This is a genomic window from Variovorax sp. efr-133-TYG-130, assembly GCF_030208835.1.
In the GTDB taxonomy this organism is placed as follows: Bacteria; Pseudomonadota; Gammaproteobacteria; order Burkholderiales; family Burkholderiaceae_C; genus Variovorax.
In genome coordinates this window covers 58,694-82,967 of sequence record NZ_JARVTD010000008.1, presented here as the reverse complement: position 1 = coordinate 82,967, position 24,274 = coordinate 58,694, and the positions used below count along the sequence as shown (strand labels likewise).

The 24,274-nt window shown below is 67.4% G+C and carries 20 protein-coding genes; 3 read left to right on the top strand and 17 right to left on the bottom strand.

Annotated elements, in window-relative coordinates; translation table 11 throughout:
• Positions 1 to 2: 2 nt before the first annotated feature.
• Both tssK and tssJ read right to left on the bottom strand, forming a co-directional pair.
• A complete protein-coding gene (gene tssK, locus QRN67_RS10390) occupies positions 3 to 1,298 on the bottom strand; it encodes a type VI secretion system baseplate subunit TssK (RefSeq protein WP_234382947.1) in 1,296 nt (431 codons plus the stop codon).
• Between the two features lie 244 nt (positions 1,299 to 1,542).
• On the bottom strand, positions 1,543 to 2,058 hold the full coding sequence (gene tssJ, locus QRN67_RS10385) for a type VI secretion system lipoprotein TssJ (protein ID WP_081268126.1): 516 nt from the start codon (positions 2,056 to 2,058) through the stop codon (positions 1,543 to 1,545).
• A 130-nt stretch (positions 2,059 to 2,188) separates the two neighbouring features.
• Between tssJ and QRN67_RS10380 the strand changes: the two genes are divergently transcribed.
• From QRN67_RS10380 to QRN67_RS10370, 3 genes are all read left to right on the top strand, one after another.
• Positions 2,189 to 2,596 carry a TssQ family T6SS-associated lipoprotein gene (locus QRN67_RS10380; protein WP_285411682.1) on the top strand — a complete coding sequence of 136 codons (408 nt, stop codon included), beginning with the start codon at positions 2,189 to 2,191 and terminating at the stop codon, positions 2,594 to 2,596.
• 64 nt (positions 2,597 to 2,660) lie between these two features.
• Positions 2,661 to 4,556: a type VI secretion system-associated FHA domain protein TagH gene (gene tagH / locus QRN67_RS10375; RefSeq protein WP_285411681.1), complete on the top strand. Its 1,896-nt coding sequence runs from the start codon at positions 2,661 to 2,663 to the stop codon at positions 4,554 to 4,556.
• Complete coding sequence (locus QRN67_RS10370; protein WP_106936128.1) at positions 4,549 to 5,352, top strand: PP2C family protein-serine/threonine phosphatase; 804 nt, start codon at positions 4,549 to 4,551, stop codon at positions 5,350 to 5,352. Before tagH ends, QRN67_RS10370 begins: the two co-directional genes overlap by 8 nt.
• A 12-nt stretch (positions 5,353 to 5,364) precedes the next feature.
• Here QRN67_RS10370 and QRN67_RS10365 read toward each other — a convergent pair whose 3' ends face one another.
• From QRN67_RS10365 to tssA, 15 genes are all read right to left on the bottom strand, one after another.
• Positions 5,365 to 5,745 (bottom strand): DUF4150 domain-containing protein, encoded by a 381-nt coding sequence (locus QRN67_RS10365; protein WP_106936129.1) that lies wholly within the window; start codon positions 5,743 to 5,745, stop codon positions 5,365 to 5,367.
• Positions 5,746 to 5,760: 15 nt separating this feature from the next.
• Positions 5,761 to 6,405, bottom strand: coding sequence for a DUF3540 domain-containing protein (locus tag QRN67_RS10360; protein WP_285411680.1), 645 nt, complete (start codon positions 6,403 to 6,405; stop codon positions 5,761 to 5,763).
• A 52-nt stretch (positions 6,406 to 6,457) separates the two neighbouring features.
• Entirely contained in the window at positions 6,458 to 7,507 is a 1,050-nt protein-coding gene (locus QRN67_RS10355; RefSeq protein ID WP_285411679.1) for a pentapeptide repeat-containing protein, read from the bottom strand.
• Positions 7,504 to 10,215 (bottom strand): DUF2169 family type VI secretion system accessory protein, encoded by a 2,712-nt coding sequence (locus QRN67_RS10350; protein ID WP_285411678.1) that lies wholly within the window; start codon positions 10,213 to 10,215, stop codon positions 7,504 to 7,506. The genes QRN67_RS10355 and QRN67_RS10350 overlap by 4 nt, the downstream gene beginning before the upstream one ends.
• Positions 10,216 to 10,233: 18 nt before the next feature.
• Positions 10,234 to 10,665 carry a hypothetical protein gene (locus QRN67_RS10345; RefSeq protein WP_285411677.1) on the bottom strand — a complete coding sequence of 144 codons (432 nt, stop codon included), beginning with the start codon at positions 10,663 to 10,665 and terminating at the stop codon, positions 10,234 to 10,236.
• 11 nt (positions 10,666 to 10,676) lie between these two features.
• Positions 10,677 to 13,046: a type VI secretion system Vgr family protein gene (locus QRN67_RS10340; protein WP_106936134.1), complete on the bottom strand. Its 2,370-nt coding sequence runs from the start codon at positions 13,044 to 13,046 to the stop codon at positions 10,677 to 10,679.
• Between the two features lie 20 nt (positions 13,047 to 13,066).
• Entirely contained in the window at positions 13,067 to 15,784 is a 2,718-nt protein-coding gene (gene tssH / locus QRN67_RS10335; RefSeq protein ID WP_285411676.1) for a type VI secretion system ATPase TssH, read from the bottom strand.
• Entirely contained in the window at positions 15,781 to 16,953 is a 1,173-nt protein-coding gene (gene tssG, locus QRN67_RS10330; RefSeq protein WP_285411675.1) for a type VI secretion system baseplate subunit TssG, read from the bottom strand. Before tssG ends, tssH begins: the two co-directional genes overlap by 4 nt.
• Positions 16,950 to 18,821, bottom strand: a complete 1,872-nt coding sequence (gene tssF, locus QRN67_RS10325) for a type VI secretion system baseplate subunit TssF (protein WP_081268114.1) — start codon at positions 18,819 to 18,821, stop codon at positions 16,950 to 16,952. Before tssF ends, tssG begins: the two co-directional genes overlap by 4 nt.
• Before the next feature lie 127 nt (positions 18,822 to 18,948).
• The gene (gene tssE, locus QRN67_RS10320; protein ID WP_106936137.1) at positions 18,949 to 19,494 is read right to left on the bottom strand and encodes a type VI secretion system baseplate subunit TssE; all 546 of its coding nucleotides are present in this window, start codon (positions 19,492 to 19,494) and stop codon (positions 18,949 to 18,951) included.
• Positions 19,491 to 20,354, bottom strand: coding sequence for a type VI secretion system accessory protein TagJ (locus QRN67_RS10315; RefSeq protein ID WP_106936138.1), 864 nt, complete (start codon positions 20,352 to 20,354; stop codon positions 19,491 to 19,493). Before QRN67_RS10315 ends, tssE begins: the two co-directional genes overlap by 4 nt.
• A gap of 98 nt (positions 20,355 to 20,452) precedes the next feature.
• On the bottom strand, positions 20,453 to 20,935 hold the full coding sequence (locus QRN67_RS10310; protein ID WP_081268111.1) for an Hcp family type VI secretion system effector: 483 nt from the start codon (positions 20,933 to 20,935) through the stop codon (positions 20,453 to 20,455).
• Positions 20,936 to 20,982: 47 nt separating this feature from the next.
• Positions 20,983 to 22,491, bottom strand: coding sequence for a type VI secretion system contractile sheath large subunit (gene tssC / locus QRN67_RS10305; RefSeq protein WP_081268110.1), 1,509 nt, complete (start codon positions 22,489 to 22,491; stop codon positions 20,983 to 20,985).
• Between the two features lie 26 nt (positions 22,492 to 22,517).
• Positions 22,518 to 23,093, bottom strand: a complete 576-nt coding sequence (gene tssB, locus QRN67_RS10300; RefSeq protein ID WP_081268109.1) for a type VI secretion system contractile sheath small subunit — start codon at positions 23,091 to 23,093, stop codon at positions 22,518 to 22,520.
• A gap of 87 nt (positions 23,094 to 23,180) precedes the next feature.
• Entirely contained in the window at positions 23,181 to 24,272 is a 1,092-nt protein-coding gene (gene tssA / locus QRN67_RS10295) for a type VI secretion system protein TssA (RefSeq protein WP_503010888.1), read from the bottom strand.
• Between the last annotated feature and the right edge of the window lie 2 nt (positions 24,273 to 24,274).

Below are 24,274 nucleotides of genomic sequence, written 5' to 3'. Positions count from 1 at the left end.
CCTCACGGACGGATGGCCCAGAACTCCATGGCCAGCCCGGGAAAGTCACCGGCCAGGTGCATGGCCACGCCGCCCGACTTCTCGAGCTGGCGCCACATGTCGCCGCTCTTGTCGAGTTCGAAGTAGTGGTAGCCCGCGTTGTACGGAATCTGCCTGGGCGCCACCGGCAGCGGGCGCACGGTCACGCCCGGCAGCTGCAGCTGCACGAGGTCGCGGATGCGCTCGACCGAGCCGATCTTCACCTGCGTGGGGAAGCGCTGCTGGATGGCGTCGGCCGGCAGGTCGGCATGCACCGCGAGCACGAAGCCCGCGTTGCGCACCAGCACCGGGTCGGGCATGCGGCCCACGCGCACGCCGTGGCTGCGCTCCTCGAGCTCGATGGCGATCGCGCTCTGCTCGAGCACGGCCGACAGCGAACGCCGCAGCTCTTCCATCAGCGGACGAATGCTTTCGTTGAGGTTGTCGTGGTCGTACACCGGCCACAGCACCGGGCGCCGCGTGGGCGAAGTGTGCGTCGCCAGGTGGCAGGCCAGCTTGAGCCAGTCGATGAACAGCTGCTCGGGGTGCACCTGCACCGCCTGCTGTGCATGCCACGTGAGCGCGAGATAGCGATTGACCAGCTCCAGCAGCAGGAAGTCGGACACCTCGCTCACGCCGCCGCGCCCGGGCTGTGACAGCCGCGAGGCCAGTGCCTCGGACCGTTGCGTGAGCAGGCCGTGCAGCTCCGCGATCATGCTGCGCAGCATGGTGTGCGCGGAAGCATCGAGCACAGGCGGAATGTAGTTGGCGTCGACCACCAGCTTGTGGTCGGTGCGGCGTTCGATCACGCGCACCGCGCCGATGGCCTGCCATTCGGCGGTGAGCGAAGACGCGCGCGCAAGGCGCAGGCGCGGCGCGGCAAGCTGCAGCACCGCCGGCCCCAGCGCGACCGCGTTGCCGTCGTTCACCTCGCGCTCGATCACGCCGAAGCGCGCGGCCGAACCTTCGTCCTCCGCGAAGATGATCTCTTCGCTGCCCGGCCTGCGCAGCGGCAGTGCGAGCACGATGAGCTCATCGGTCAGGTCGTTGGGCACTTCATAGGGCAGCGGTGCGTCTTCGGCACCGAAGGAGAACGGCGTGCCATCGGGCAGCACGCCCGCGCCGCCGAGCAGCGACACGCGGCCCAGCGCATAGGCATCGCGATCTATCTCGAGATGCAGCCAACCCCAATAAGCGCCTTGCAGGCCGGCGGTGCGACGCGTCACGTATTGCTCGACGTAACGCTCGAGCTGCTGGAAATGCTGCGGCCGCAGGTACATGCCCTCGGACCACACCACCCTATTCGCCAACGCCTGCGGATGAACGCCGTTTCTTCCAGCGCCCTGATTGCGAACTGTCACCAAAGAACCTCCTGGGAGTGCTCACATGGAAGCGGAAGGCGCATGCACGGACGCCCTCCCATCGAACGATTTTTTTGCTCCGATGCTACACGGCGCGTCTTACGATTTGCACCGCTTTTCAAGCGCGGATTTCTCGCACTTTCGTACTAGGGAGTGCAGAAAATTAACGACTTGGTAGCACCTCGATGCCACTCTTGCGCACCACGACCTGCACGGCCTGCTCGCTAGGCGAGAACTGCCAGACCTTGTACAGGTTCGTCTGCTTCGGCTCCTTGAGCGGCAGCACGATGCGCCAGCGCGCGGCTTCCAGCTTGCGGTAGCCCGCGATGATGCCGATGGCGCGCGAATCGAGACCCGCCTCGCGCTTGAAGACGCGCTCCTCGCCGCTGCGCATGATGGCCTGGTCGGCGTTCACGAGTTCCGTTGCCAGCGTCTCGCGGTCGCGGTCCTGTAGTGCAAAGTAGTCTGCCGTCTCGAAGTTGCCGGAAGATTTCAGCTCGAACACCTTCACCAGGATGGGCGCTGCCTGGCCGCGTCCGTCGGGGTTCACGCCGTCGTCGATGCGCACGGTGACGGCATACGGTGTGGGCAATGACTTTGCCGTGGAAGCGCACCCACTGAGGCCCGCCAACAACGGTGTGGATGCAAGTGCGCCTTGCAGCAGGCTTCGTCGATGCATTGATATCTCCCTGGCTGGTTCGCGGCCTATATTATCGAAGTCATGCGCATTCACCATGCGCATCAGCGTCGCTGTCGCAACACTGCGGCACACTGCCTCGAACATTGCTTTCGCAAAGTAGGAGAGAAGATTGAAGTCATGTCTGCCTGCTCTGGCGTTCACTCTTTGCGTGATCACGGGGTGCACGACCCCGCCGCCGCCCGAGCCCGCACCGCAACCCGAGCGCCTGAGCCAGCAGGTTGCGCGCACCACCCTCGAGCGCGCGCAACAGGCTTATGACGAAGGCGACTACGCCAGGGCCATCAGCACGCTCAAGAGCGGAGGCGTGTCGGTGTTCGACGGCGCGGAGCCGGCCACGCGCCTCGACGCGATGAAGCTCGAGGCCTTCAGCTACTGCGTGGCAAACCAGGTGCCCGAGTGCCGCGCGCAGTTCCGCAAGATCCTCGACGCCTTCCCGAACTTCGACCTCAACGTGGCCGAGCGCAAGCACCCCGTGTGGGGCCCGGCCTTCGAAGCCGCGAAGCGAATGAAGCGTTGACCGGCCACGCCGGTCCCCGCGCCCTGCGCAGCTTGCGCGGGCGCCACAAGAACATGGAGATGCCATGCGTTGGACGGTGATCGAACATGCCGGCAAGCCGGTGGCCTCGGGCCCCTCGGCGCTGCTGGCCGCACCCGGAGGAACGATCGGGCGCAGCCCCGACAACCACCTCGTGCTGCCCGACGAGCAGCGACAGATCTCGCGCCTGCAAGCCACGGTGCGCTTCGACGAAGACGGCTCGGCGGTGCTTCGCAACATGAGCGCGGTGCTGCCCATCAGCGTCAACGGGCAAACACTGGTGCACGAGCAGGAAGCCCGCGTGGCCGACGGCGACCGCGTGGCGATCGGCAGCTACGTCCTGGAGGCCGCGAGCGCGCAGCGCGCAGCCCCGGCCGTGGTGGCCGCGCCACCGCCGCCGCCGCCATCGCCACCGCCCTCTCTCCCTCCTCCTGCTTCGATGCCGGCGCCACAGCCGTTCGCGCCGGCGCCGGCTTCGTCCGCGCCCATCGACGCCTTGCTGCCGGCTTCTTCAGGCTCCGACGTGTTCTCCGACCTGTTCGGCGAAGGCGCCCTGCCCATCGGCGAAACGCAGCCCACCGTGGCAATGCCGCCGCCGATGCCGATGCCGCGCGCGCCGGTGCCGCCGCCTCCCTCGCCTGCCGTTCAGGTGCATGTGCCGGTACCGCCCCCGCCACCCATGCCCGCGCAGGTACCGCCGAAGTCGGCAGCCCCGGCCTCGTCGCAGATTCCTTCCGCCGAAGACTGGGACGCCATCCTCGCGAACGCGCCGCGCCGCATCGACACCACGCCCGCGCCCATGCCAGACCCGATGGCGCACGAGCCCTTCGAGCTGCCGTCGCAGGCGCGCCGCAACCCCATCGACCCGCTCGCGGAAATGAACCCGCAGGCGACCCAGGACATGTCCGACATCGCGCTCAGGCGCGGGGTCGATCCACTCTCTTTCTTCGCGGCCGACGACAGCGCGCATTCGCCGCTCTCCGACCCGCGCCCGACCGCGCTGACGCAACACGACGCAGGGCTGCCCGGCGACGTGCATCCCGCGCTCGACCTGCTGCAGAACAACAAGCCGGCCGTGCCGGGGTACAGCCATTCGAACCATGCGCGAGAGGTGACGGCGCAGTTCCGTCCGCCGTTGCCGGTGGCGCCCGCGCCCGTGCCTGCACCCCCTCCCGCGCCTGCGCCGGCACCTGTCGTCGCCGTGGAGACGATCGAGCAGGCACCTCCTCCTCCACCGCCGCCTCCTCCTCCACCGCCTCCCGCGCCACCGCCAGTGGTCGCCGCACCGGCCACGCCACCACCGCAGCCGCAACCCACTGCGCCCACTGCCGACTCTTCGTCCGAAGCCCTCTTCAAGGCTTTCCTCGAAGGCGCGGGCGTGCCCGAGATCGCCGGCCAGCAGCCGCTCGACATCGAGGCCATGCAGCGCCTGGGTCGCATCATGCGGGCCTTCACCGACGGCACCATCGAGCTGCTGTCATCGCGCGCCATGCTCAAGCGCGAGGTCCGCGCCGAGATCACGATGATCGTGGACGAGGAGAACAACCCGTTCAAGATCCTGCCCAACGGCCGCGCGGTGCTGATGCAGATGTTCGGCGCGCGCATGCCCGGCTTCCTGCCGCCCGAGGCCGCCGTGCACGACGCGCTCGGCGACCTGCAGTCGCACCAGCTCGGCATGGTCGCCGGCATGCGTGCCGCGCTGCTCACGCTGCTGCAGCGCTTCGATCCCGCGGCGCTCAGCCGCGACACGCCGCACGACGGCGGCATCGGCGAGAAGTTGCTGCCCGGCGGCCGCGAGGCGCGCCTGTGGCGCCAGCTGCAGGCGCTGCATGCCGAGACCACGTCGGCCGTGGAGGACGACTTCCAGGCCGTGTTCGGCCGCGCCTTCCAGCAGGCCTACGACAAGGAGATGGAACGGCTGAAGGAGGCGCGCCGTGGTTGAAGCCGCCCGCTCTTCCTCGTCGTCCTTCGCCGTGCCGATCTCGACCTCGCAGTTCTCCTGCGTGGGCGAGCGCAGCGGCAACCAGGACGCCATCGGCTACCACCTCGACGAGCGCAACGGCTGCTTCGTGGTGAGCGACGGCGTGGGCGGCAACGCGGGCGGCGAACTGGCCTCGCGCATTGCGGTCGACACCGCGCTCGACACCTTCGTCGACGACCCTTCTTTGGCCGCCGGCAACATCCAGCGCTGCGTGAAGGCGGCGAACGACGCCATCCTCGCGAAGCAGCGCGAACTTGCCGACCGCAGCCGCATGAGCGCGACCTTCGTTTCGCTGTTCGTCGACCGGGCGAGCAACCAGGCCTGCTGGGCCCACGTGGGCGACAGCCGCCTCTACTGGTTCCGCCGCGGCGCGCTGATGCAGCGCACCGAAGACCACAGCCTGTCGGAACGCTCGGGCGACGCCGCCGCGAGCCAGCACCACGGCGGCGAGCGACTGGTGAAGACCAATCTGCTGTACCGCGCGCTCGGCGCGCGCGCCGCGGCCGAGGCCACTATCACCGCGACGCAGCGCCTGGCCGACGGCGACGCGTTCCTGCTGTGCACCGACGGGCTCTGGCAGCTGATCTCCCAGCAGGTGATGGAGCGCTCGCTGCAACTGGCCGACAGCGCCGAAGAATGGCTCGCGCTGCTGCGCCGCGCGGCCGAGGCCAAGGCCGACGAGACGCAGGACAACTACTCCGCGCTGGCCGTGTGGGTGGGGTTTCCGCAGCAGGTGACGCTGGCGGGGCCGGTCTGAATCGATGCGCCTTCAGGGCGCCAGCATCAGCACCTTGAACTGGCTCGGCACGACGCGCATGCCGACGATGTTGCAACGGTTCTGCACCGTGATGCTGGTGACCCGCGTGGCCGGCGTACCCTTGAGAAGCACGGTGAATGCGCCCGTCACATGCCGCGATTGCTGCATGAACGTCTGGGACACGACCCCGCCCAGCACCCCGGGCTGGTCCCCCAGGGTGATCGGCGTGGTCGTCGCCATGTTGTGCGCCGGCATCGCCATGAAGAGGATGTTCCAGGCATTCGGAATGGCCATCGGCCCCAATGCCATGTTCGGGTATGGAATGGGCACCGGCGACTTGCAGACGTCGGGGAACGCCATGTCCATCCCCATGAGCTGACAGTTGGCAAACATCTGGTACCTCCTTGCCTAGCCCATGTGGATCTGCGCCGCGTCCACTTTCACCAGCTCCTGGCCGGTGACCACCGTGTGGTGGCCGTGGATGCGCACCGTTTCGCCGGCCTTGTAGTCCATGTGGCCGGCTCGCACCTGGTCGACTTCATCCGTCAGGCGCAGCGTCTGGCGCGCCATTTGCACGATGCGGTCGGCCACGGTCTCGAAGACCTTGCCGACCAGCCGGACGCTTCCGGCCGCCGCCTGCACGGAGCGCGTGACCAGCCGCAGTTCGCCGATTTCGCACTCGCCCTCTTCCGTCTTGAGCACGAAGCGTTTTTCCGAGCGAAGCCTGAGCTCCGAAGCGCTCGCGATGGTCACCCGGCCGTTGCCGCTGGGCGCGAAGGTGACATCGCCCGCCGCCTCGATGCAGCTCGATGACGCGTCGGCCTGCTCGATCACCGCGATCAGGTAGGCACGCGCGCTGTCGGGACCGGACACCAGCACGGTGTCGCCGCTGGCGGGCTTGAGCAGGCAGCTGGCCGCGCGACGGCAGATCCAGGCGGCACCGTCCTCGTCGTCGACGGTGACGCGCCCGTCCGGCAGCAATGCGGTGACCACCCCCTGGAAGTGCACCGGAGCCGTCAGCTTCGAGGCTTTGCGCAGTGAGACGACTGGCATGGAGATCTCCTTGTTTGATGGATGAACAGTGGAACGTGCAGGCTTGGCGACGTCAGCCCGGATGCCGGATCTCCTGGGCCTTGAACAGCTCCGGATCGTTTTCGACGATGCCGCCGCTGCCCGAAAAACGCGCACCCGTGCGCTCTGCGCGATGAAAGCGGGTGCGCAGAAAGCGCGCATCGCGCAGATCCGCGCCGTGCAGATCGGCATAGGAAAAATCGGCGTCATGCAGGTCCGCCTCGCGGAAGCCGGCATTGCCTGCCTTTGCGCGATGGAACACGCTCAGTGGCAGGCGCGAGCGGCTGAAATCGGCTCCCTCGAGCTTGGCGTCGGCCCAGATCGACTGATCGAAGACGGCGTCGCTGCAATTCGCTTCACGCAGATCGGCCTCGGGGAACATGGCCTGGGCGGCATCCGCGCCGCTGAAGTTCGCCCTGGTCAGCGTGGCGCCCTTGAAGTTGCTCTGCGTGAGCACTGCACCGCTGAAATCGACGGCTGCCATCGCGCTGTCGGTGAACTGGCAGCGCAGGAAGGCCGTGTGCTGCAGGCGCTGACCTTCGAGATTGCACTCCATCAGGATCGAAGCGTCGCATTGGGCCTGGGCGAACTGCACCGTGCGCAGATCCATGCGGAAGAACATCAGGTGCAACAGCCGTGCCCCACGGCAGTCGAGCTGGTCGACCGTTGATTCGGTGACGACGATCTGATCGCAGATGCTCGGCTTGAGCACAGCATGCCCTAGCTCGCACCGGGTGAAAGCCACGCGCTCCATTTGCGCGTTCCCGAAATCCGCGTGGCCCAGCGAGGATTCGAAGAAGTTGGTGTCCTGCATGAACACGCGCACGAGCTGCGCGGCCTCCAGCCGACACCGGAACACGCGCGCGCCCTTCAGGCTGGCGGCCGACAGGTCGGCCTGGTCGAGCTTGCATTGCGTCAGCGCACTGTCGTCGAGGCTGGCACCGCGCAGATTCGCGCGGCTCAGGTCGACACGCTCCAGCTGGGCGCCCGACAAGTCGATGCCGCCGAGATCCTGGCCCGCGAAGCTCGCCCCGACCACCGGTTCGCCATGCCGGATCTTGTCCAGAAGTTCCTCGACTTTCATCGAACCGGCTCAGTCTTTCTTGCGGGCAAGGTCTTGGCGCCCTGGGTGTAGGCGCCGATGAAGGTGGTCGAGCCGTCGATGGCGGCCTGCGACACGTCGGCTCGGAACAGATTGGCGTCCTGCAGGCTGGCAAAGCGCAGATCGGCCTTCGAAAGATTGGCGTCGATGAGGCTGGCGCCGCGCAGCGAAGCTTCGCGCAGGTCCGCGCGAATGAACAGGCTCTCGCCGGCATGCAATGCCTCCAGCCGCGCGCGCCGCAGGTCGCATTCGGAGAAGTCGCAGCCTTCGAGCCGCGCCCCCGCGAGATCGGCGCCGACCAATATGGCGCCGCGCAGGCCGCACTGCCGCAGCGAAGCGGCGCGGAACACGGCCTGCACCAGGCTGCAGCCATGCACGAAGGAACAGGTAACGAAGCTGGCCTCGGTGAAGTCGACGCCCTCGTGCGCATCGACGGTGACGAAAGCACAGGCGTCCAGCGAGGCTCGCACGAAGGATGCCCCCTTGAAGCGGCACTCGATCCAGCTCACCTGCTTGAACGCGGCGTCGTCGAAAGCGATGTCTTCCAGTGCCAGCTTGACCATCGCCATCTGCTCCCACCGGGAGCCGCGCGCATCGCAGCGCGCCCATTCGCTTTCGAACAGGTCGGCCTGGTCGAACGCGGCACGCGCGAGCAGGCAGGAGCGAAAAACGGTCTTGTTGCATCGCGTGTTCACGAAGCTCGCGCCCGTGAAGTTCACGCCTTCGCATTGCGCCCCACCCAGGTTGGCCTCGTCCAGCCGCGCATCGGTGAGCGAAGCCCGGGCCAGCCGCGCGCGCGCGAGCACCGCGCGCGTGAAGTTGCAGCCATCGAGCCGCGCGTCGCTGAAGTCGACGTCTTCGAGGTTCGCTCCGGTGAAGTCGGCGCCTCGCAGATCCATGCCCGAGAGATTGGCGCCGACGAAGTTCATGCCCGCGAAACGACGCTCGCCGCTGGCCGCGGCCTCGAGGCGCCGCCGCAGCCGCCTGGAACGCAAGCTGCTGGCCGGCGGCGCCGGCTCGAGCAGGTGCGCGCCATGGAGGTGGCCCAGGCGCACGCTGCGCCCGGCCTGTTCGCGCAGACGCGCGCTTTCGGCGGCTTCCTCGGCGGTACGGGGTGTCGGGCGCTCGCGCGCCGCGTCTTCCTCCATGCGCGCGAGGTCGCGCAGCAGGCTGTCCGGGTCGAATCGGCGCTGCAAAGGCTTGCCGGTCCGCGAGGCCACCTCGGCCATGGCCTTGTCGATGCTCGCCTTGATCTCGCCGGACAGCTCGCGCGGATCCATCTGCGACAGCGGCGGGATGTCGACATCGGGATGAGCGGCAGCCGGCATGCCCTGCGCGACGGCCTGGGCGCGGCCCTCGGCGCCGCGGGCGAGTGCCGTCTGGCGCATCTGCTCGAAGGCCCGGTCGGCCTTTTCGGCGAAATCGGGCAGATCGTCGATGGAGGCCGGTGGCTGCAGGTCCGGCTCGGCCAGGGGCGGCAGATAGCGTTCGGGATCCAGGCCCTGTTCCTGCAGACGGGCGCGCAGGCGTTCGCGCTCGCGCAGACGGCCCGCGCGCAGGTTGCGCACCATCGGGAGCGAGGCGATATCGGGCATCTGCTCGCCCGCCCACGGCCCCATGACCTCCTTGGGCACCAGGTCGCTGTCGCGCAGGACCAGCACCGCCTTGGCTGGGTCGATGCGCTGCTGCAGCACCTGCTGGTAGTGGGCGATCGGCCGCGGCTGTCCGCGCAATTCGAGCGCGGGCATGATGTGCTTGACGTCGGCCGCGTCGTCTTCCGCGATGGGCGATGCACCGTGCCAGACCAGGATGACCCGCTCGGCGTGCGGAAAAAACCAGGCCGTGCTCAGGCGCAGCGCGATCTCCGACAGCGCACCGCCGTCTTTCTGGAAGCTGGCGAAACAGCGCGCCTGCCAATCAGGCAGCTGGCCGCGCATCACCGGCTGCCGCGGGTGCATGTTCCACAGTTCGTAGGCGGCGCCCGGCGGCAGTTCGCTCTGGCCGGGCAGGCGCTGGTCGGCGGGCGCGGCATTGAAGTAGCGCCAGTCCATGTCATCGGCGAAACCGGGGTAGTCGTGCTGCAGCCACTGCTGGTCGTAGGCGCGCCCCATCAGCCCGAGCCGCTGCGGCCGATCGGGGGGCACCGCGCCGAAGCCCGCGGCCACTACGCGCCGCCCGGGTGTGTCCTGGCGCGCGCCGGGCAACTCGACATTGGGAAGCCGGCGCGTACGGACGCCGTTGATCACTTCATCGAAGCTGCCGATGCCTTCCGGGTTTTCGGCCTCGCCCGGTCCGCCATAGGCATGTGCCCAATCGAGCTTCAGGCGCTCGAACGGCTGTGCGGCCGTCGCCCGGCCGTCGAGCCAGTAGCGGTCCCCGCTCACCAGCAGCGACTTGGCCTGGCCATGGAAGACGGCCTGGGCCGCGCACAGCGTCTTGTCGTCCTGGTGCGCCGTGTACGCATAGCCGCTGACCAGCCACTCGGGCTCGATCTTCGGCACGCCCATGTCCAGCACGTTGCCCGGCCCGATCTCGTCGGCCGCCAGCTTCCAGAGATCCTGGTCGGGCATCAGCAAAGGCTCCGGCGCCAGGCTGGCCATGGCGAAGACCGATACGCCCAGGAAGTCCCGCCGCTGCCGTCGGAAGGGCCGCGTGATGATGCTCAGTCGGAAGGGCTTGATGGTCTTCATGGCGGCAGCGCACCCGCTTCAGCGCACCGGCTGGTCGATGGCGATCTCGCGCGAGACCGGGTCGAAGCGCAGCTTCACGGAGCGCCCCGGCGCGAAGTCGGCAATCTTCACCGGGCTGATCGGGGCGACCAGTTCGGTCTCGTAGGCGGGCGATCCATCCCCGGGCTGCACCTGCAGCTTGAGCCGCACGAGGATGTAGATGCGCTCGACCCGCGTGGCGGTGTCATGGCTCTCGAGCACCACGCCCACGGCCGGCTGGCCGGTACGAAGCACCCGCTCGGCGCGATCGGTGCCCATCACCTGGCGGTTGACCGTGCTCTGTGTGCTCATCACGCGGGTGACATGGCGCTTGGCCACCGTGGTCAGCACGAACACGATCAGCGCGATGACGGCGATGGGAACGATCAGGTACCAGTACTTGGTGAACCACACGGCGAGAAGATCCAACACGTGCCCCGGTTTCAGAGATAGACGGTGATTCCCCTGGGGTTCACCTTGATCTGCGACAAGTCGATCTTCATCGCCCTGTTGTCCGCCGTGAAAACCGTCTGGGTGGTGGTGAACAGGCCCATCGCACCGCTGGAGGAATACACGTCGAACTTGTTGATGGCGCCCGTGAGCGAGTAGGCGTTGAACCCCAGGTTCAGCCCGGCAATGCTGGTCACCAGGCCGTTCACGAACAGCGAAGTACCGTTGAGGCTCACGTTGATCCCGTTGATCCCCATGTTGAAGCCCTTGAAGGCAATGCCCCAGTCCGTGAAGGTCACCTTCTTGGCCGACTTGTCCTCGACATGGGGCGCATCCAGCACGATCTTGGTCGGCGACTTGACCGTGATGTCCGCCGCGGTGCTCTCCAGGTTCATGGGGCCATCGGTCGTCGCCTTCAGCGAGGTGGTCGCATGCACCTTCTGCGCGCCCTTGACGAGATAGTCCTCGTCGCCGTCGACCGTCACCTTCTTGCCCTTGGTTTCCTCGGTGTACAGGCCGACCACCTTGGTGGTCTGGGGACCGGCGATGTCTTCCTTGAGCGAGGTACCGATGATCCGCTCTTCGCCGCTGTCGACCGTGTCCTTGCGCTTGCCGGTGACATGGATGGTCTGGTTGCCGATGACGTCGACCTGCTGGTCGCCGCCATCCACCTTGATGAACTGGTTGCCGCCGTTGACGGTGATCGTCTGCGGCCCGCCCTTGTTCACCGTCAGCGTGTGCGGCCCGTTGACCGTCTCGTCGAGCGAGGTGTTGGTCGTGTAGGTGTCCGCGCCCTCGATCAGCGTGTCGCGCGTGCCGTCCACGGTGTGGGTTTCGTTGTTCTCCACGCTGAGGCTGAAGTCCTTCTGCGCGTGCATCTTGATCGACTCGCTGCCGGGGTCGTCGTCGATCACGAAATGGTTGGCGAGCTCGCCGTCGCCCTTGATGGTGCGGCTGATGAAGCCGCTGACCGTCGCCTTGGCCGGCAGTTCGAGCGGCGGCATCTGGTCGGCGTTGTAGACACGGCCGATGATGATCGGCCGGTCGGGGCAACCGGCGATGAAATCGACGATCACTTCCTGCCCCACGCGCGGGTGGTTCACCGCGCCGAAGTTCGAACCGGCCCACGCGCTGGACACACGCACCCAGCATGAGCTGTCCTCGTTGCGCTGGCCGTAGCGGTCCCAGCGGAACTGCACCTTCACGCGGCCGTACTTGTCGATCCAGATGTCTTCACCGGGCGGGCCCACGACCGTCGCGGTCTGCGGGCCATGCGTGGTCGGCATCCGCGTGACGCGCGGCGCACGGAACGGAAACGACGTGGGCTGCACGTCAAAGTCGAAGCTGTAGAAACCGTCGGGACTGCCCGTCGCATAGCCGCCCTCGCGCAGGTTGTACGTGACCGAGACGATCAGGTATTCCTTGTTGTCCTCGTCACGCGGCGCGTTCTGCATGTCGAAGCGGTAGCCGGGCGCCATGCCGCGCACGTTGCAGTGGCCGGTGTCGACTTCGGCCTGCGCCTGCGCTTCCTCGAGCCGGATGCGCGCGTAGTGCTCGCCCTGCCCCGCGTCGCTGTAGCCGCCGAGCCACTCGTACATCTCGTAGCGGCCGTGGTCATTCTCGCGCGGCTGGCTGCGCGTGTTGAGCAGGTCGGCCTTGGGCTTCTTGAAGTCGAAGTCGTCGACCACGTAGGTGCCCGGGCGAATCTCCTCGGTCACCTCCCACTGGTCGATGACTTCGCGGCCCGTCTCGCCCGCGCGATCGCTGGCGAGGTAGCCGATGCGCGGATAGCCCGGCAGCGTGTCGTGCGCACCCATGTCGTCGGCCAGAACCAGCGTGTGCTGGTTCTCGTCGTGCCTGAAGTAGTAGTAGATGCCTTCGTGTTCCATCAGCCGGCTCACGAAGGCGAAGTCGGTCTCCTGGTACTGCACCGAATAGTCGCGCTGGCGGTAGGTGGCGCTGAGCTTCTTCTCGAACGCGAACCCGTACTCGCCGAGCACTTCGTCCAGGATGTCGACCACCGACTTGTTCTGGAAGATCTTGCAGTCGCTGGTGCGCGTGAGGTACCAGAGCCACGGCCGCACGAGCGCCCGGTACACCACATAGCGCGACGAACTCTCTTCGCGCCCGATCATCGTGAAGCGCGTGATCTGCCCGTTGAGATAGCGCGGCGTCCCGTCGATGGTGACGATCTCGAGCGTGAGCGGCTTGCCGAGCACCGCCTTCATGTCGACGGATGTGTTGGGGCTCAGCAGGTCGACTTCGAACTCGAAGAGCTCCGACAGCGCTTCCTTGCCGTGCATCGAACGGAACAGCAACTGGTCCGGTGGAAGCGGCGTGTGTGCGGTGACGACTCTGGCCATGCGGTGCTCCCTTTCTTCGCTCAGTGTTCGGAAAATTCGTAGTGGAAGTCGTCTCCCGCCGCGCCCAGCCGCACGGCGGCGAGCTTGCGCGCACTGACCGTGGCGCCGATGACTTCCTCGCTCAGCCGCGGGAGGATCGTGTGCGTGAGGATCGCGTCGATCATCCGGCCACCCGACTCAATGGCCGTGCAGCGCCTTGCGACCAGTTCGACCGCGCTGTCGTCGTAGGCCAATGCAATGCCGTGGTTCGCCTGCAGGCGCGCAGCGATGCGATCGAGCTGAAGCCGGATGATGCGATGCAATGCTTCCGCGTGCAACGGGTAATAAGGCACTACAACCAGGCGGCCGAGCAGCGCGGGCGCGAACACCTTCAGCAGCGGCTCGCGCAGCGCGGCGGCCAGCGGCTCGGGGTCGGGCCGCAGGGCGGGGTCTTCGCACAATTGCATGACCAGGTCGGTGCCGACGTTGGAGGTCATGATGATCACGGTGTTGCGAAAGTCGATGTGCCGGCCTTCGCCGTCTTCCATCCATCCCTTGTCGAACACCTGGAAGAAGATCTCGTGCACGTCGGTGTGCGCCTTCTCGATCTCGTCGAGCAGCACCACGCTGTAGGGCCTGCGCCGCACGGCCTCGGTGAGCACGCCGCCTTCGCCGTAGCCCACGTAGCCCGGAGGCGCGCCCTTGAGCGTGGAGACGGTGTGCGACTCCTGGAACTCGCTCATGTTGATGGTGACGAGGTTCTGCTCGCCGCCGTAGAGCGCCTCCGACAATGCCAACGCGGTCTCGGTCTTGCCCACGCCCGAGGGGCCGCACAGCAGGAACACGCCGACGGGCTTGTTGGGGTTGTCCAGCCGCGCGCGCGCCGTGCGGATGCGCCGCGAGATGGTCTCCAGCGCATCGGGCTGCGCGACCACGCGGGCCGAGAGAATCTCGCCGAGCTTGAGCACCGACTGCGCGTCGTCGCGCACCATGCGGCCGATGGGAATGCCGGTCCAGTCGGCCACCACGGTGGCGATGGCCTGGGCATCGACCGCCGCAAGAATGAGCGGCGACTCGCCCTGCAGCTGCACGAGCCTGTCTTGCGCCTGGGCGAGTTCGGCGCGGATCTCCTGCGCGGTCATCGCGGGCTCGGCATCCGACGTCTGCGCATCTTCCTGGGCATCTCCCGGGGCGTCGTCGGCCTGCGCCGGCACCGCCGCGGGCGAGAGTTGCTTGCGCAGCGCCACGATGCGCTCGACCAACGCACTTTCTTCCACGCGCCGCGTCTCCAGCAGCGCAAGCTCGGCCTGTGCCGCCGCCACCTCCGCCGCGATGTCTTCCACGCGCTGGTGCTCGCCCACGCCGATGGCCGCCTCGCGCCCCGCAATGCCCGACTCGATGCCCAGCACCTCGATGCGGCGTTGCAGGTCTTCGATGGCGGCCGGCAGCGCATGCTGGCTCAGCGCCACCCGCGCGCATGCCGTGTCGAGCAGGCTCACCGCCTTGTCGGGCAGCTGGCGCGCCGGGATGTAGCGGTGCGACAGGCTCACGGCCGCCTCGAGCGCGGCGTCGAGGATGAGCACGCCGTGGTGCTTCTCGAGCTCGGCCGAGATGCCGCGCAGCATGACCACCGCCTTCGGCTCGGTCGGCTCGTGCACCTGGATGGTCTGGAAGCGCCGCGTGAGCGCCGGGTCTTTCTCGATGTACTTCTTGTACTCCGACCAGGTGGTCGCGCCGATGGTGCGCAGCCGCCCGCGCGCGAGCGCCGGCTTGAGCAGGTTGGCCGCGTCGCCGGTACCGGCGGTGCCGCCAGCGCCCACCAGCGTGTGCACTTCGTCGACGAACAGCACGATGGGCTTCGGGCTCTTCTCGACCTCGTCGATCACCTGCCGCAGCCGCTGCTCGAACTCGCCCTTCACGCCCGCGCCCGCCTGCAGCAGCGTGGGGTCGAGCACCCACAGCGACACGTCCTTCAGCGAAGGCGGCACGTCGCCGGCCGCGAGGCGAGAGGCCAGCCCCTCGACCACCGCCGTCTTGCCGACGCCGGCTTCGCCGGTCAACAGCGGATTGTTCTGGCGCCGCCGCATGAGGATGTCGATGATCTGGCGGATCTCGTCGTCGCGGCCGTACACCGGATCGAGCTCGCCCGCGCGGGCCTTGGCCGTGAGGTCGCTCGCGTACTTGGCCAGCGCGGAGCCGCCGGCCTGCGCGCCATCGCCCTGGTGCGCATTCGCCGAAGCCACGGCCGGCACGCCTTGCGCGGCGGCCGCGTCGTAGTCGTCTTCGGGCGAACCTTCGGTCCACGCCGCGAGTTGCGCCACCAGCACGTCGGGCACGATCTTGTCGAATTCGCGCGAAATGCCCGAGAGCACCTGCCGCAGCCCCGGCGTCTTGATGATGCCCGCGAGCAGGTAGGCGCCGCGGATGGATGTGGCCTCGAAGCGCAGGCTCGCATACACCCACGCGCGCTCGACCGCGTTGTCGACGTGCTCCGAGATGTCGCTGATCGAGGTGGCGCCGTGCGGCAGCCGGTCGAGCGCGCGCACCAGGTCGTTCTCCACCGCGTCGAGGTTCAGGCCCGCGCGCTTGATGATGCGCAGCATGTCGCTGTCCTGCAGCTGCAGTATCTGGTGCAGCCAGTGCACCAGCTCGACATAGGCGTTGCCGCGCAGCTTGGCGAAGGCGGTGGCGGTTTCCAATGCCTTGTAGAGCATCGGGTTGAGCTTGGAGAAAAGCGAGACGCGTCGGATATCTGTCATGAACTTGAGTCGGTGGGAGCCGCCGATGCGGAACGGGAAAACAATGCCTCGGGCTGGAACACCATGTCGCCCGCGTCGGTGTCCTGGAGGCGCGTGCCGAGCCAGCTGCCCCAGCCGAGCTGCTGCCTGCCGCCGAGCTGCATGCCGCGGGCGTCCTGCTTGCGCAGCAGGAGCCGAAGCTCCCACGCGAATTCGATGCCCACGTACTGGCGTACCCAGTCGACCACCTGCTGCAGGCGCCTGGTGCCGGGCAGAAGCTCCTGGAACTCCTGGTGCGACAGCGGGCCGAGCTCGACGCGGAACTTGCTCTGCGCATCGCGCACCGCGATGCCGACGGTGGCGCCGCCGCCCAGCCTGTGGTTGCGGCCCGAGTGGCCGAGCGTGCTGAGCTGGCGCTCGTCGATGCGCACCCAGTCGCTCACGAATTCCTCGATGCGCACTGGCACGTCGAAGTACAGCCGCAGGATCTGGATCAGGCCCTCGGGGTTGCGCGTCTGGCGCACGAGGTGGCCGGCCATGAACGTGCGCGCATGGTCGGCGATGCGGTCACGCCCCTTGAGGCCCGGCTGCCCCATGTTCATGAGGCTGGCGACGTAGTCGACGAAGCGGTGGCCGTCGGGGCGGTCGAGGCTGTTGACCGACTGCGCGTCGGCCCAGGCCCGGTAGAACAGCAGGATGAGCCGGTGATGGAACAGGTCGGCGAACGCGCTCAGCGTGTCGTCGGCATGGTGGCGCTTGCGCTCGCGCGCGTACTCGGTCATGTGCAGCGGCAGCGGGCCGTTGGGACCGAACAGGCCGAAGCCGTAGATCGAGATGCGCGGCGGACCGTCCTGCGATGCATCGACGCCCGCCACGTTAGACGGCGCGAAAGCCATCGAGGGCTCCTGCCCCAGGCGCAGCGGCTCGTCGACGGGGCGCGGCGCGCGGCCGAGCAGCGGATGGTCGCTGCGCGCATCGAGCCGGCGCAGCAGCATGAACAGGTCGTGCCCGAAAGGCTGGTCTACCAGCTGCGCCCAGAGCTCGGGGTAGGCCTCGGGCAGGCCGCGCGCCACCGGCGTGGCTTGCAGGGGCTGCGGGACGCTGTAGCAGACATCGGCCGAGTCCTGCCCGGCCTCGCCGTCCCGCACCGGCAAGGCCCCCACGTCGTCGGTGAAGCCCTCTTCGCTCATACGGCGGGGCGGCGTCCGATGCGCGGGGTCCAGCGCGCGATTTCTCCGCGCTGCAGGCTGGACAGCGCGAACTCGGTGAATGCATTGAGCGACACGTGGCGGCTGAAGAACTGCTCCAGCACCGCGCCGAACAGGTACGGGCTCGCGCCGGAGAATGCGACCTCGTCGATCTTCAGCGCGATCTCCACGCCGCGCCCGAACACGATCGGCCCCGGTTCGGGCAGGCGGCGGAAGACCGGCGCCAGCGCCATCGAACGCACGCCCTGGATCTGCCGGCGCACGGCCGGATCGGCCAGGTTGCCATAGAGGTCGAGCATCTCGCGCAGCGCGGCTGCGCCCTGCGTCGCGTCGACGTCGGTCAGGCTCAGGTAGTTGAGGCCGAGATGGCTGATGAGCCGCCAGGTGAGCGCGCCCTCGGCCAGCGCCGGATAGGGCCGCGACGGCCCGCGCAGGATGCGTATCGAGCGCACCGGCGCCGACACGCGCAGCGTGAAATCGGACTCCAGCCCGGTCGGCAGCAGCAGCGGCAGGTCGCGGTTGGTGCACAGCGCGTCGAGCGTGATGTGGCGCAGGCTGTGCGGGAACGGCGCGTCGTGCTGGTCGACCAGCGACACGTACACCTCGCTGCCGGTGTAGCTGGTGCGCGTGCCCTGTGCGCGGGCGCGGTCCGACACCAGGCGCGGCTCGCGGCGCAGCGAGAAGTAGGCGCCGAAGTCGCCGTCGTCCGCCGCGAACGAACCCAGGAAGGGCCGGAACTCGCGCTCTTCCGATCCGTTGGCCATGTGGCCGGTCACGCGCTCGACGGTGAAGATCTCGAAGTCGCGCGGCCGCGTGCGGTCGATGACCGCGTGGTGCTCGTGCTGGCCCGGCCCGACCGGAATACGGTCGCTGCGGCGCGGCACGAGGTTGATGATCGGCGTGCAGAACAGCGAGAAGTGCCTGGCATCGACCAGCCGCTCGAGGTCGGCATCGGCGCGATCGAGCAGGATCACGATTTCCATCGTGTTGCCGCCCATGGCCTGTGCCGCCGCGCGCAGCTTGTTGACGCTGAAGAACAGGTAGCGGTCGGGAAACGCGAAGTACTCGTGCAGCAGGCGGTAGCCCTGGAACGAGCGCGCGTCGTAGGGCAGCAGCGCCTGGTCGGGCGCGAAGCCTTCGTGGCGGATGGCATCGTCGCCGAGCGGCACGATGCGCGCGGTGCTGCCCGGGCCGCTGCGGCATACGGTGCCCACGGCATGGTGCGCCACGAGTTCGAGCACGCGCAGCGCATGCAGCTCGGCGCCCGACAGGAAGAACTCGAGCCGCTCCAGCGGCATCTCGGAAAAGCGCGCGCCGCCCACCGCTTCGAGCCGGATGGTGAGCGCGCTCTTCGCCTGCCGCGCAACCGCCGGCATGGCATGAGCGATTTCCGCCGGCACCGGGCCGATGCCGGCCTCGGCCACGCGCACGGGCCACAGCGTGACGGCGTGGCCGGTGCGGAACTCGCACGCCGTCTGTTCGCCCTTGATCATGCGCCCGCGCAGGATGGTGTGGCGCGGCAGCTCGTAGCCGGCCTTCAGCGAGCCTTCGTTGAGGTTGCCGTCGATCTGCACCACGGCCATCGCGGGCAGCGGCGCGAGGAAGTTGGGGTACACCACCTCCAGCAGCCGCTGCGAGAAGCGCGGAAACTCCGCGTCCATCTTGAGCTGGATGCGCGCGGTGAGGAAGCTGAAGCCTTCGAGCAGGCGCTCGACGTACGGATCGCTGACCTCGATGCCGCGCATGCCCAGGCGGCCCGCGATCTTGGGATAGCGCTGCGCGAACTCGGCACCGAGTTCGTGCATGTAGGTGAGCTCGCGGTTGTAATAGTCGAGCAGCCGCGCATCCATCAGTAGCTCACCCCCAGGCTTCGCGCACTTCGTGTCGCTACGCCTCCCCCCTCACCGGGGGCAACACCAGTGGCCCGGCAAAGCCGGTTCCACGGTGTTTCTTGAACAGAAGGCAAGAGCCACTGCATCACAACCCTCCCGTGGGCCGCAGCACCATGTGGCCGCTCTCCAGGTCCAGTTCGGAACGCAGGATGAATTCGATCGGATAGGGCACCGACCACAGCGTGCCGCGGATCTCCAGCGCGAGCAGGTTGTGGTGCTCGAGGTCGGTCGCGTCGGTCACGCAGCGCACGTCGATGCTGTCCTTCATGATGCGCGGCTCGAAGTCGATGATGGCGGCGCGGATGGCGGCCTCGACATCGGCGAAGTCGACTTCCGACATGCGCCCGCCGGCCCAGCCGCGCACGCCGTAGTTCACCACCGAGCGGCGCGCGCGCGGCATGGCGTTGATGTCGTGGTCGGCACCGAAGTTGGTGGTGTTGAGCAGCCACTGCAGGTCGCGCAGAACCGAGTCGCGCAGCAGCTTGCCGCTCATGAGGAACGCGCCGGCGCGCTCCTGCCGGCTCTGCGGCGCCTTGTCGGTCAGGCGGTCCAGCAGCACGGGCTGGAGACGGTCGCGCGCAACGCTTTCCTGCGACTCGCCGTCGATGCTGTTGTCCATCAATGCGCTCATGCGGTGGCGTCCTCGCGCGTGATCTCGATCAGCCGCAGGTCGAGCAGCGAATGGTCGCCGGCCTCGCTGATCAGCGTGCGCTGGCCGACGCCCGCGTATTGTTCTTCGCCGGCCAGCGGCAGCCAGTCGGTGCGGCGGCCCAGCGTGGTCTCGTCGTCGAGCCCTTCGAGGCTGCCCGGGTAGCGCACGGGCACCAGCCCGTTGAGCGCGCGGCCGTCCTGCAGTTCGATCTCGGCCGGCGCCCACAGCAGGTCGACCAGGTGCTGGGGACGCGAGAACTTGATGCGGCGTACCTCGGGAAGCGGCAGCCATGCGTAGCCCGAAGGCGTGAGCAGTTCCAGCACGGGGCCGATGCGGACGTCGCCGTCGCACAGCCATTCGAAATCGCTGCGCTGCACGGGCTCGCCGTCGAGCGCCTGTACGGCGCGGGCGTCGGAGCGGTCGACGCCGGTCAGCGCGCCGCGCAATGCGGGCGCGTCCTGGCGCGCGCTCTCGCGCAGGGCTGCGGCCTCCTCGGCGCGCTCGGCCGGCAGGGCGGCGGCGGCAACGAGCTGCTCCACCCATTCCGCGTTGCCGCCGACGATGGCCGGCGCGCGTCCGCCGGCCCAGAATTCGGCGCGATGCCGTTCCCCCGCGAGCGCCATCGAACATGTGACGCTGGCGGGCGTGAACGTGGGATCGAGCTTGGTGGCGAGCTTGAGCTGGTCTTCGGCCCGCTGCCACTCACCGCGCAGCGCAAGAAAGTGGCACAGGGCGAGCCGCAGGCTGGCGTTCTGGGGATCGGCGCGGATCTGCCGCTGTACCCATTCGGTGTGCTCGGCCACGGAACGTTCGCCAAGCACTGCAAACCCATCGCCCATGAAGTGTCCTCATTGACTGACCGGCACCACGGCGCAGGGCCGTGGCGCGAGAAAGAGGGAAAGGGAAAAAAGGCGGCCGCGCGGGCCGCCGAAGGAAATCAGGCTTCCTTGTTTTCCTTGATGTTCCAGCCCAGCACCGTCTCGGCGCCCTTGCCGCCCTTGTCGGTCTGTTCCCAGTACTGCTGCTTCACCTTCGCGGCCTGGAAGGCGTACTGCACGAACACCGCGTCGGAGCCCTGCTCGGCCGTGTACTGCACCGAGGTGACGAGCACTTCTTCGAGCGTGACGCGCGTGTATTCGATCTGCGAGCCGCCGGCCTTGCACACCGACACCTCGACCTTGCTCAGGTGCTTGCCGCTGGCGCAGTTCTTCATGACCGAAGGCGCCGCCTTGTCGATGCGCGCGAGCACCTGCAGGTCGTTGAAGCTCGCCTTGCCCACGCCACCGCCACCGCCGCTGACCATGTTTCCAGGCTGCGTCGCTCCCCATGCAAACGACTTGATGTCGGTCCAGTCCTTATGGTTCGAATCCTTCGATTCGCCGTTTGCACCTTCGACGCGCATGAACATGTCTACTGCCATGATTAACCCCCAAAGTTATTTGCGCCCGGATTCGGGACGCTGTTGAATTAGCTGCTGTCCTTCTTGTTGGATGGCAGCTTCGAAACCAGCCGCAACGACACCGTCAGCCCTTCGAGCTGATAGTGCGGCCGGAGAAAAAACTTGGCAGCGTAGTAGCCGGGGTTGTCCTCGATGGCTTCCACCTGGACCTCGGCCGCCGCCAGCGGCTTCATTGCCTTCGTGTCCTGCGACGAGGTGCCGGGACTGCCGTCGACGTAGTTCATGATCCAGTCGTTGAGCCAGCGCTCCATGTCCTCGCGCTCGCGGAACGAACCGATCTTGTCGCGCACGATGCACTTCAGGTAGTGCGCGAAGCGGCAGCAAGCGAACAGGTACGGCAGTCGCGCCGCAAGGTTGGCGTTGGCCGTGGCGTCGGCGTCGTAGTACTCGGCCGGCAGCTGCAATGACTGCGCGCCGATGAAGGCCGCGAAGTCGGAGTTCTTGCGGTGCACCAGCGGCATGAAGCCGTTCTTGGCCAGCTCGGCTTCGCGACGGTCGCTGATGGCGATCTCGGTCGGGCACTTCATGTCCACGCCGCCGTCGTCGGTCGGGAAGGTGTGGGTGGGAAGGTTCTCGACCGCGCCACCCGATTCGACGCCGCGGATGGACGTGCACCAGCCGTACTGCTTGAACGAGCGGTTGATGTTCACGCCCATCGCATAGGCCGAGTTGGCCCAGGTGTAGCGGTTGTGCGCGGCGGAGTCGGTCTCTTCCTCGAACTCGAATTCATCGACCGGGTTGGTGCGCGCACCGTACGGCAGGCGCGCCAGGAAGCGCGGCATGGCCAGGCCGATGTAGCGCGCGTCTTCCGAATCGCGCAGCGAGCGCCAGGCCGTGTGCTCGGTGTTCTGGAAGATCTTGGTCAGGTCGCGCGGGTTGGAGAGTTCCTGCCAGGAATCCATCTGCATCACCGTGGGCGATGCGCCCGCGATGAACGGGCAATGCGCGGCGGCGGCAATCTTGGCCATTTCGCCGAGCATCTCGACGTCGGGCGGGCTGTGGTCGAAGTGAAAGTCGCCGATCAGCGCACCGAAGGGCTCGCCGCCGAACTGGCCGTACTCGGCCTCGTAGATCTTCTTGAACAGCGGGCTCTGGTCCCAGCCGATGCCCTTGTGGCGCTTGAGCGAGCGCGCGACTTCCCGCTTGGAGGCGCACATCACGCGGATCTTCAGCTGCTCGTCGGTCTCGGTGTTGTTGACGAGGTAGTGCAGCCCGCGCCATGCGCCTTCGAGCTGCTGGAAGTCTTCGTGGTGCAGGATCTGGTTGATCTGCTCGGAGAGCTTGCGGTCGATCTCGGTGATGATGGCCTGCACCGAGCGGTAGGCGTCGTTGGAGATGGTGACCGTGTTCTCCAGCGCCTGCACGGCGAGCGTCTTGACGGCGTTTTCCACCGCCTCGCGGGCCTGGTCGGTCTTGGGCTTGAACTCGCGCTGCAGCAGGTCGGAGAACTCGTTCGGCTCGAGCGCCTCGACGGTGGCCTGTGCGCGCGCGGCGCCTTGCTTGGGTGCGGTACTCATGGTGGCGATGTCCTTGCTGCGAGCGCTTATTCGGAAGAGTTGCCGGGCGTGGCGGTGCCGACCTTTTCATTGGCAGCTTCCACGGCCTTGGCCACCGCGGGGTTGGGCGCGGAAGCCAGCGACTTCAGCAGCGCCGGGTTCTGCAGCGCCTGCGCGATGAGCTGCTCGGCACCGTTCTTGCCGTCCATGTACGACAGCAGGTTGGACAGCTCCGTGCGTGCTTCGAGCAGTTGCTGCAGCGCGTCCACCTGCCGCGCGATGCGCGCGGGCGAGAAGTCGTCCATGCTGTCGAAGGTGATGTCGACGTTCATCTGGCCCTCGCCGGTGAGCGTGTTGGGCACCTGGAAGGCGACGCGCGGCTTGATGGACTTCATGCGGTCGTCGAAGTTGTCGATGTCCACCGGCATGAACTCGCGCTCAGCGAGATCCGGCATCGGGTCGATCTGCTTGCCCGCGAGATCGGCGATGACGCCCATCACGAACGGCAGCTGGATCTTGCGCTCGCTGCCATAGATCTCGACGTCGTACTCGATCTGCACACGCGGCGCGCGATTGCGCGCGATGAACTTCTGACCACTGTTCCTGACACGGTTGTCTGCCATAAGCGTCCTCTTGAATCTGAAATGCGTGCGGATCTCACCCTGCCGCGCGCCGGCACACAGCCGCGCGGCACCCTTGCCTTTTTCCTCTTACTGCGTGCCGCTCCCGCCGTTGAGCGGACGCCCCGCGAGGCTTTCTATTTTTTGCAGTCCCTCGGGCACGAGTTCTTCGATGATCTGGAAGAAGTTGAGCTCCAGCAGCCGCTGTGCGCGACGTATTAGCATGGGCGACGGATGGCTTGGCTCCGTTCGCTCCAGATACTGGCAGGCTTTCTCCAACAGCACTTGCACATCATCACGGCTGGATATTTCAATATCTTTAATGCGGACGGCGCGTAGTCCTATGCCGACATTTTCGGCAGTACCGTTCGGCATCGGCTGCAACTGCTCATTCGGCTGCGTACCCGCTGTGGAGTGGGACGCAATGGGGTCGGCCTGGTCTGGCTGCGACTGTTCAGGCAACAGCTGGACCACGGTACGCAGCGATCGTTCGAGCCGCGAGAAGTCGGGCGCCCAGCTCTGGCCGAGCGCACGTTCGGATGTCTCCCGAATGCGCTGCAGCAGTTCGAGCGCCTCGCGCAATGCCACCACGGGCGGCGCCGCCTTCTCGTGCGCGCGGCGTGCGGCGTCGCGCAGGCGGCCGATGCCGCCGGGGTAGTCGATCTGATCGGTCTTGCTCGAATCGAGCAGCGCTTCGACCTGCCGCAAGGTCATGGATGCGCCACCGTCGTCGAGCAGCCGTGCATCGCGCACGCTACGCCCGAGCCCTTCGGCCTCGGTCAGCGCGGCCAATGCGTTCATGCGCGGCAGAGGATCTTCGAAGCCATCGTCGATCACGCGCGGATGCACTTCGTCCCAGAATTTCTGCAGTACCGCATCGACGAGCTGCAGGCCTTCGACATAGCCGGGCAGGCCGCGGCTCTCGGTCCAGGCCAGCGTGAGCGGCACCAGCACGCGAAGGTCTCGCGTCCGCGTGCACAGCTGCCTCGCGATGCGCTCCACGCGCGCCCAGTCGGGCGGCTCGGCAGGAATGATGGTCGTGCCGAACTGCTGCTCGCGCTTGCCTGTCGTTGCCTGTTGCAACGCCATGAAGTCGGGGTCGTACTCCAGATCTTCACCGCACGGATGCGGGCCTTCCACAGGCGACTGCAATAGTTCGATCTCGCTTTGCGACAACCTCAACT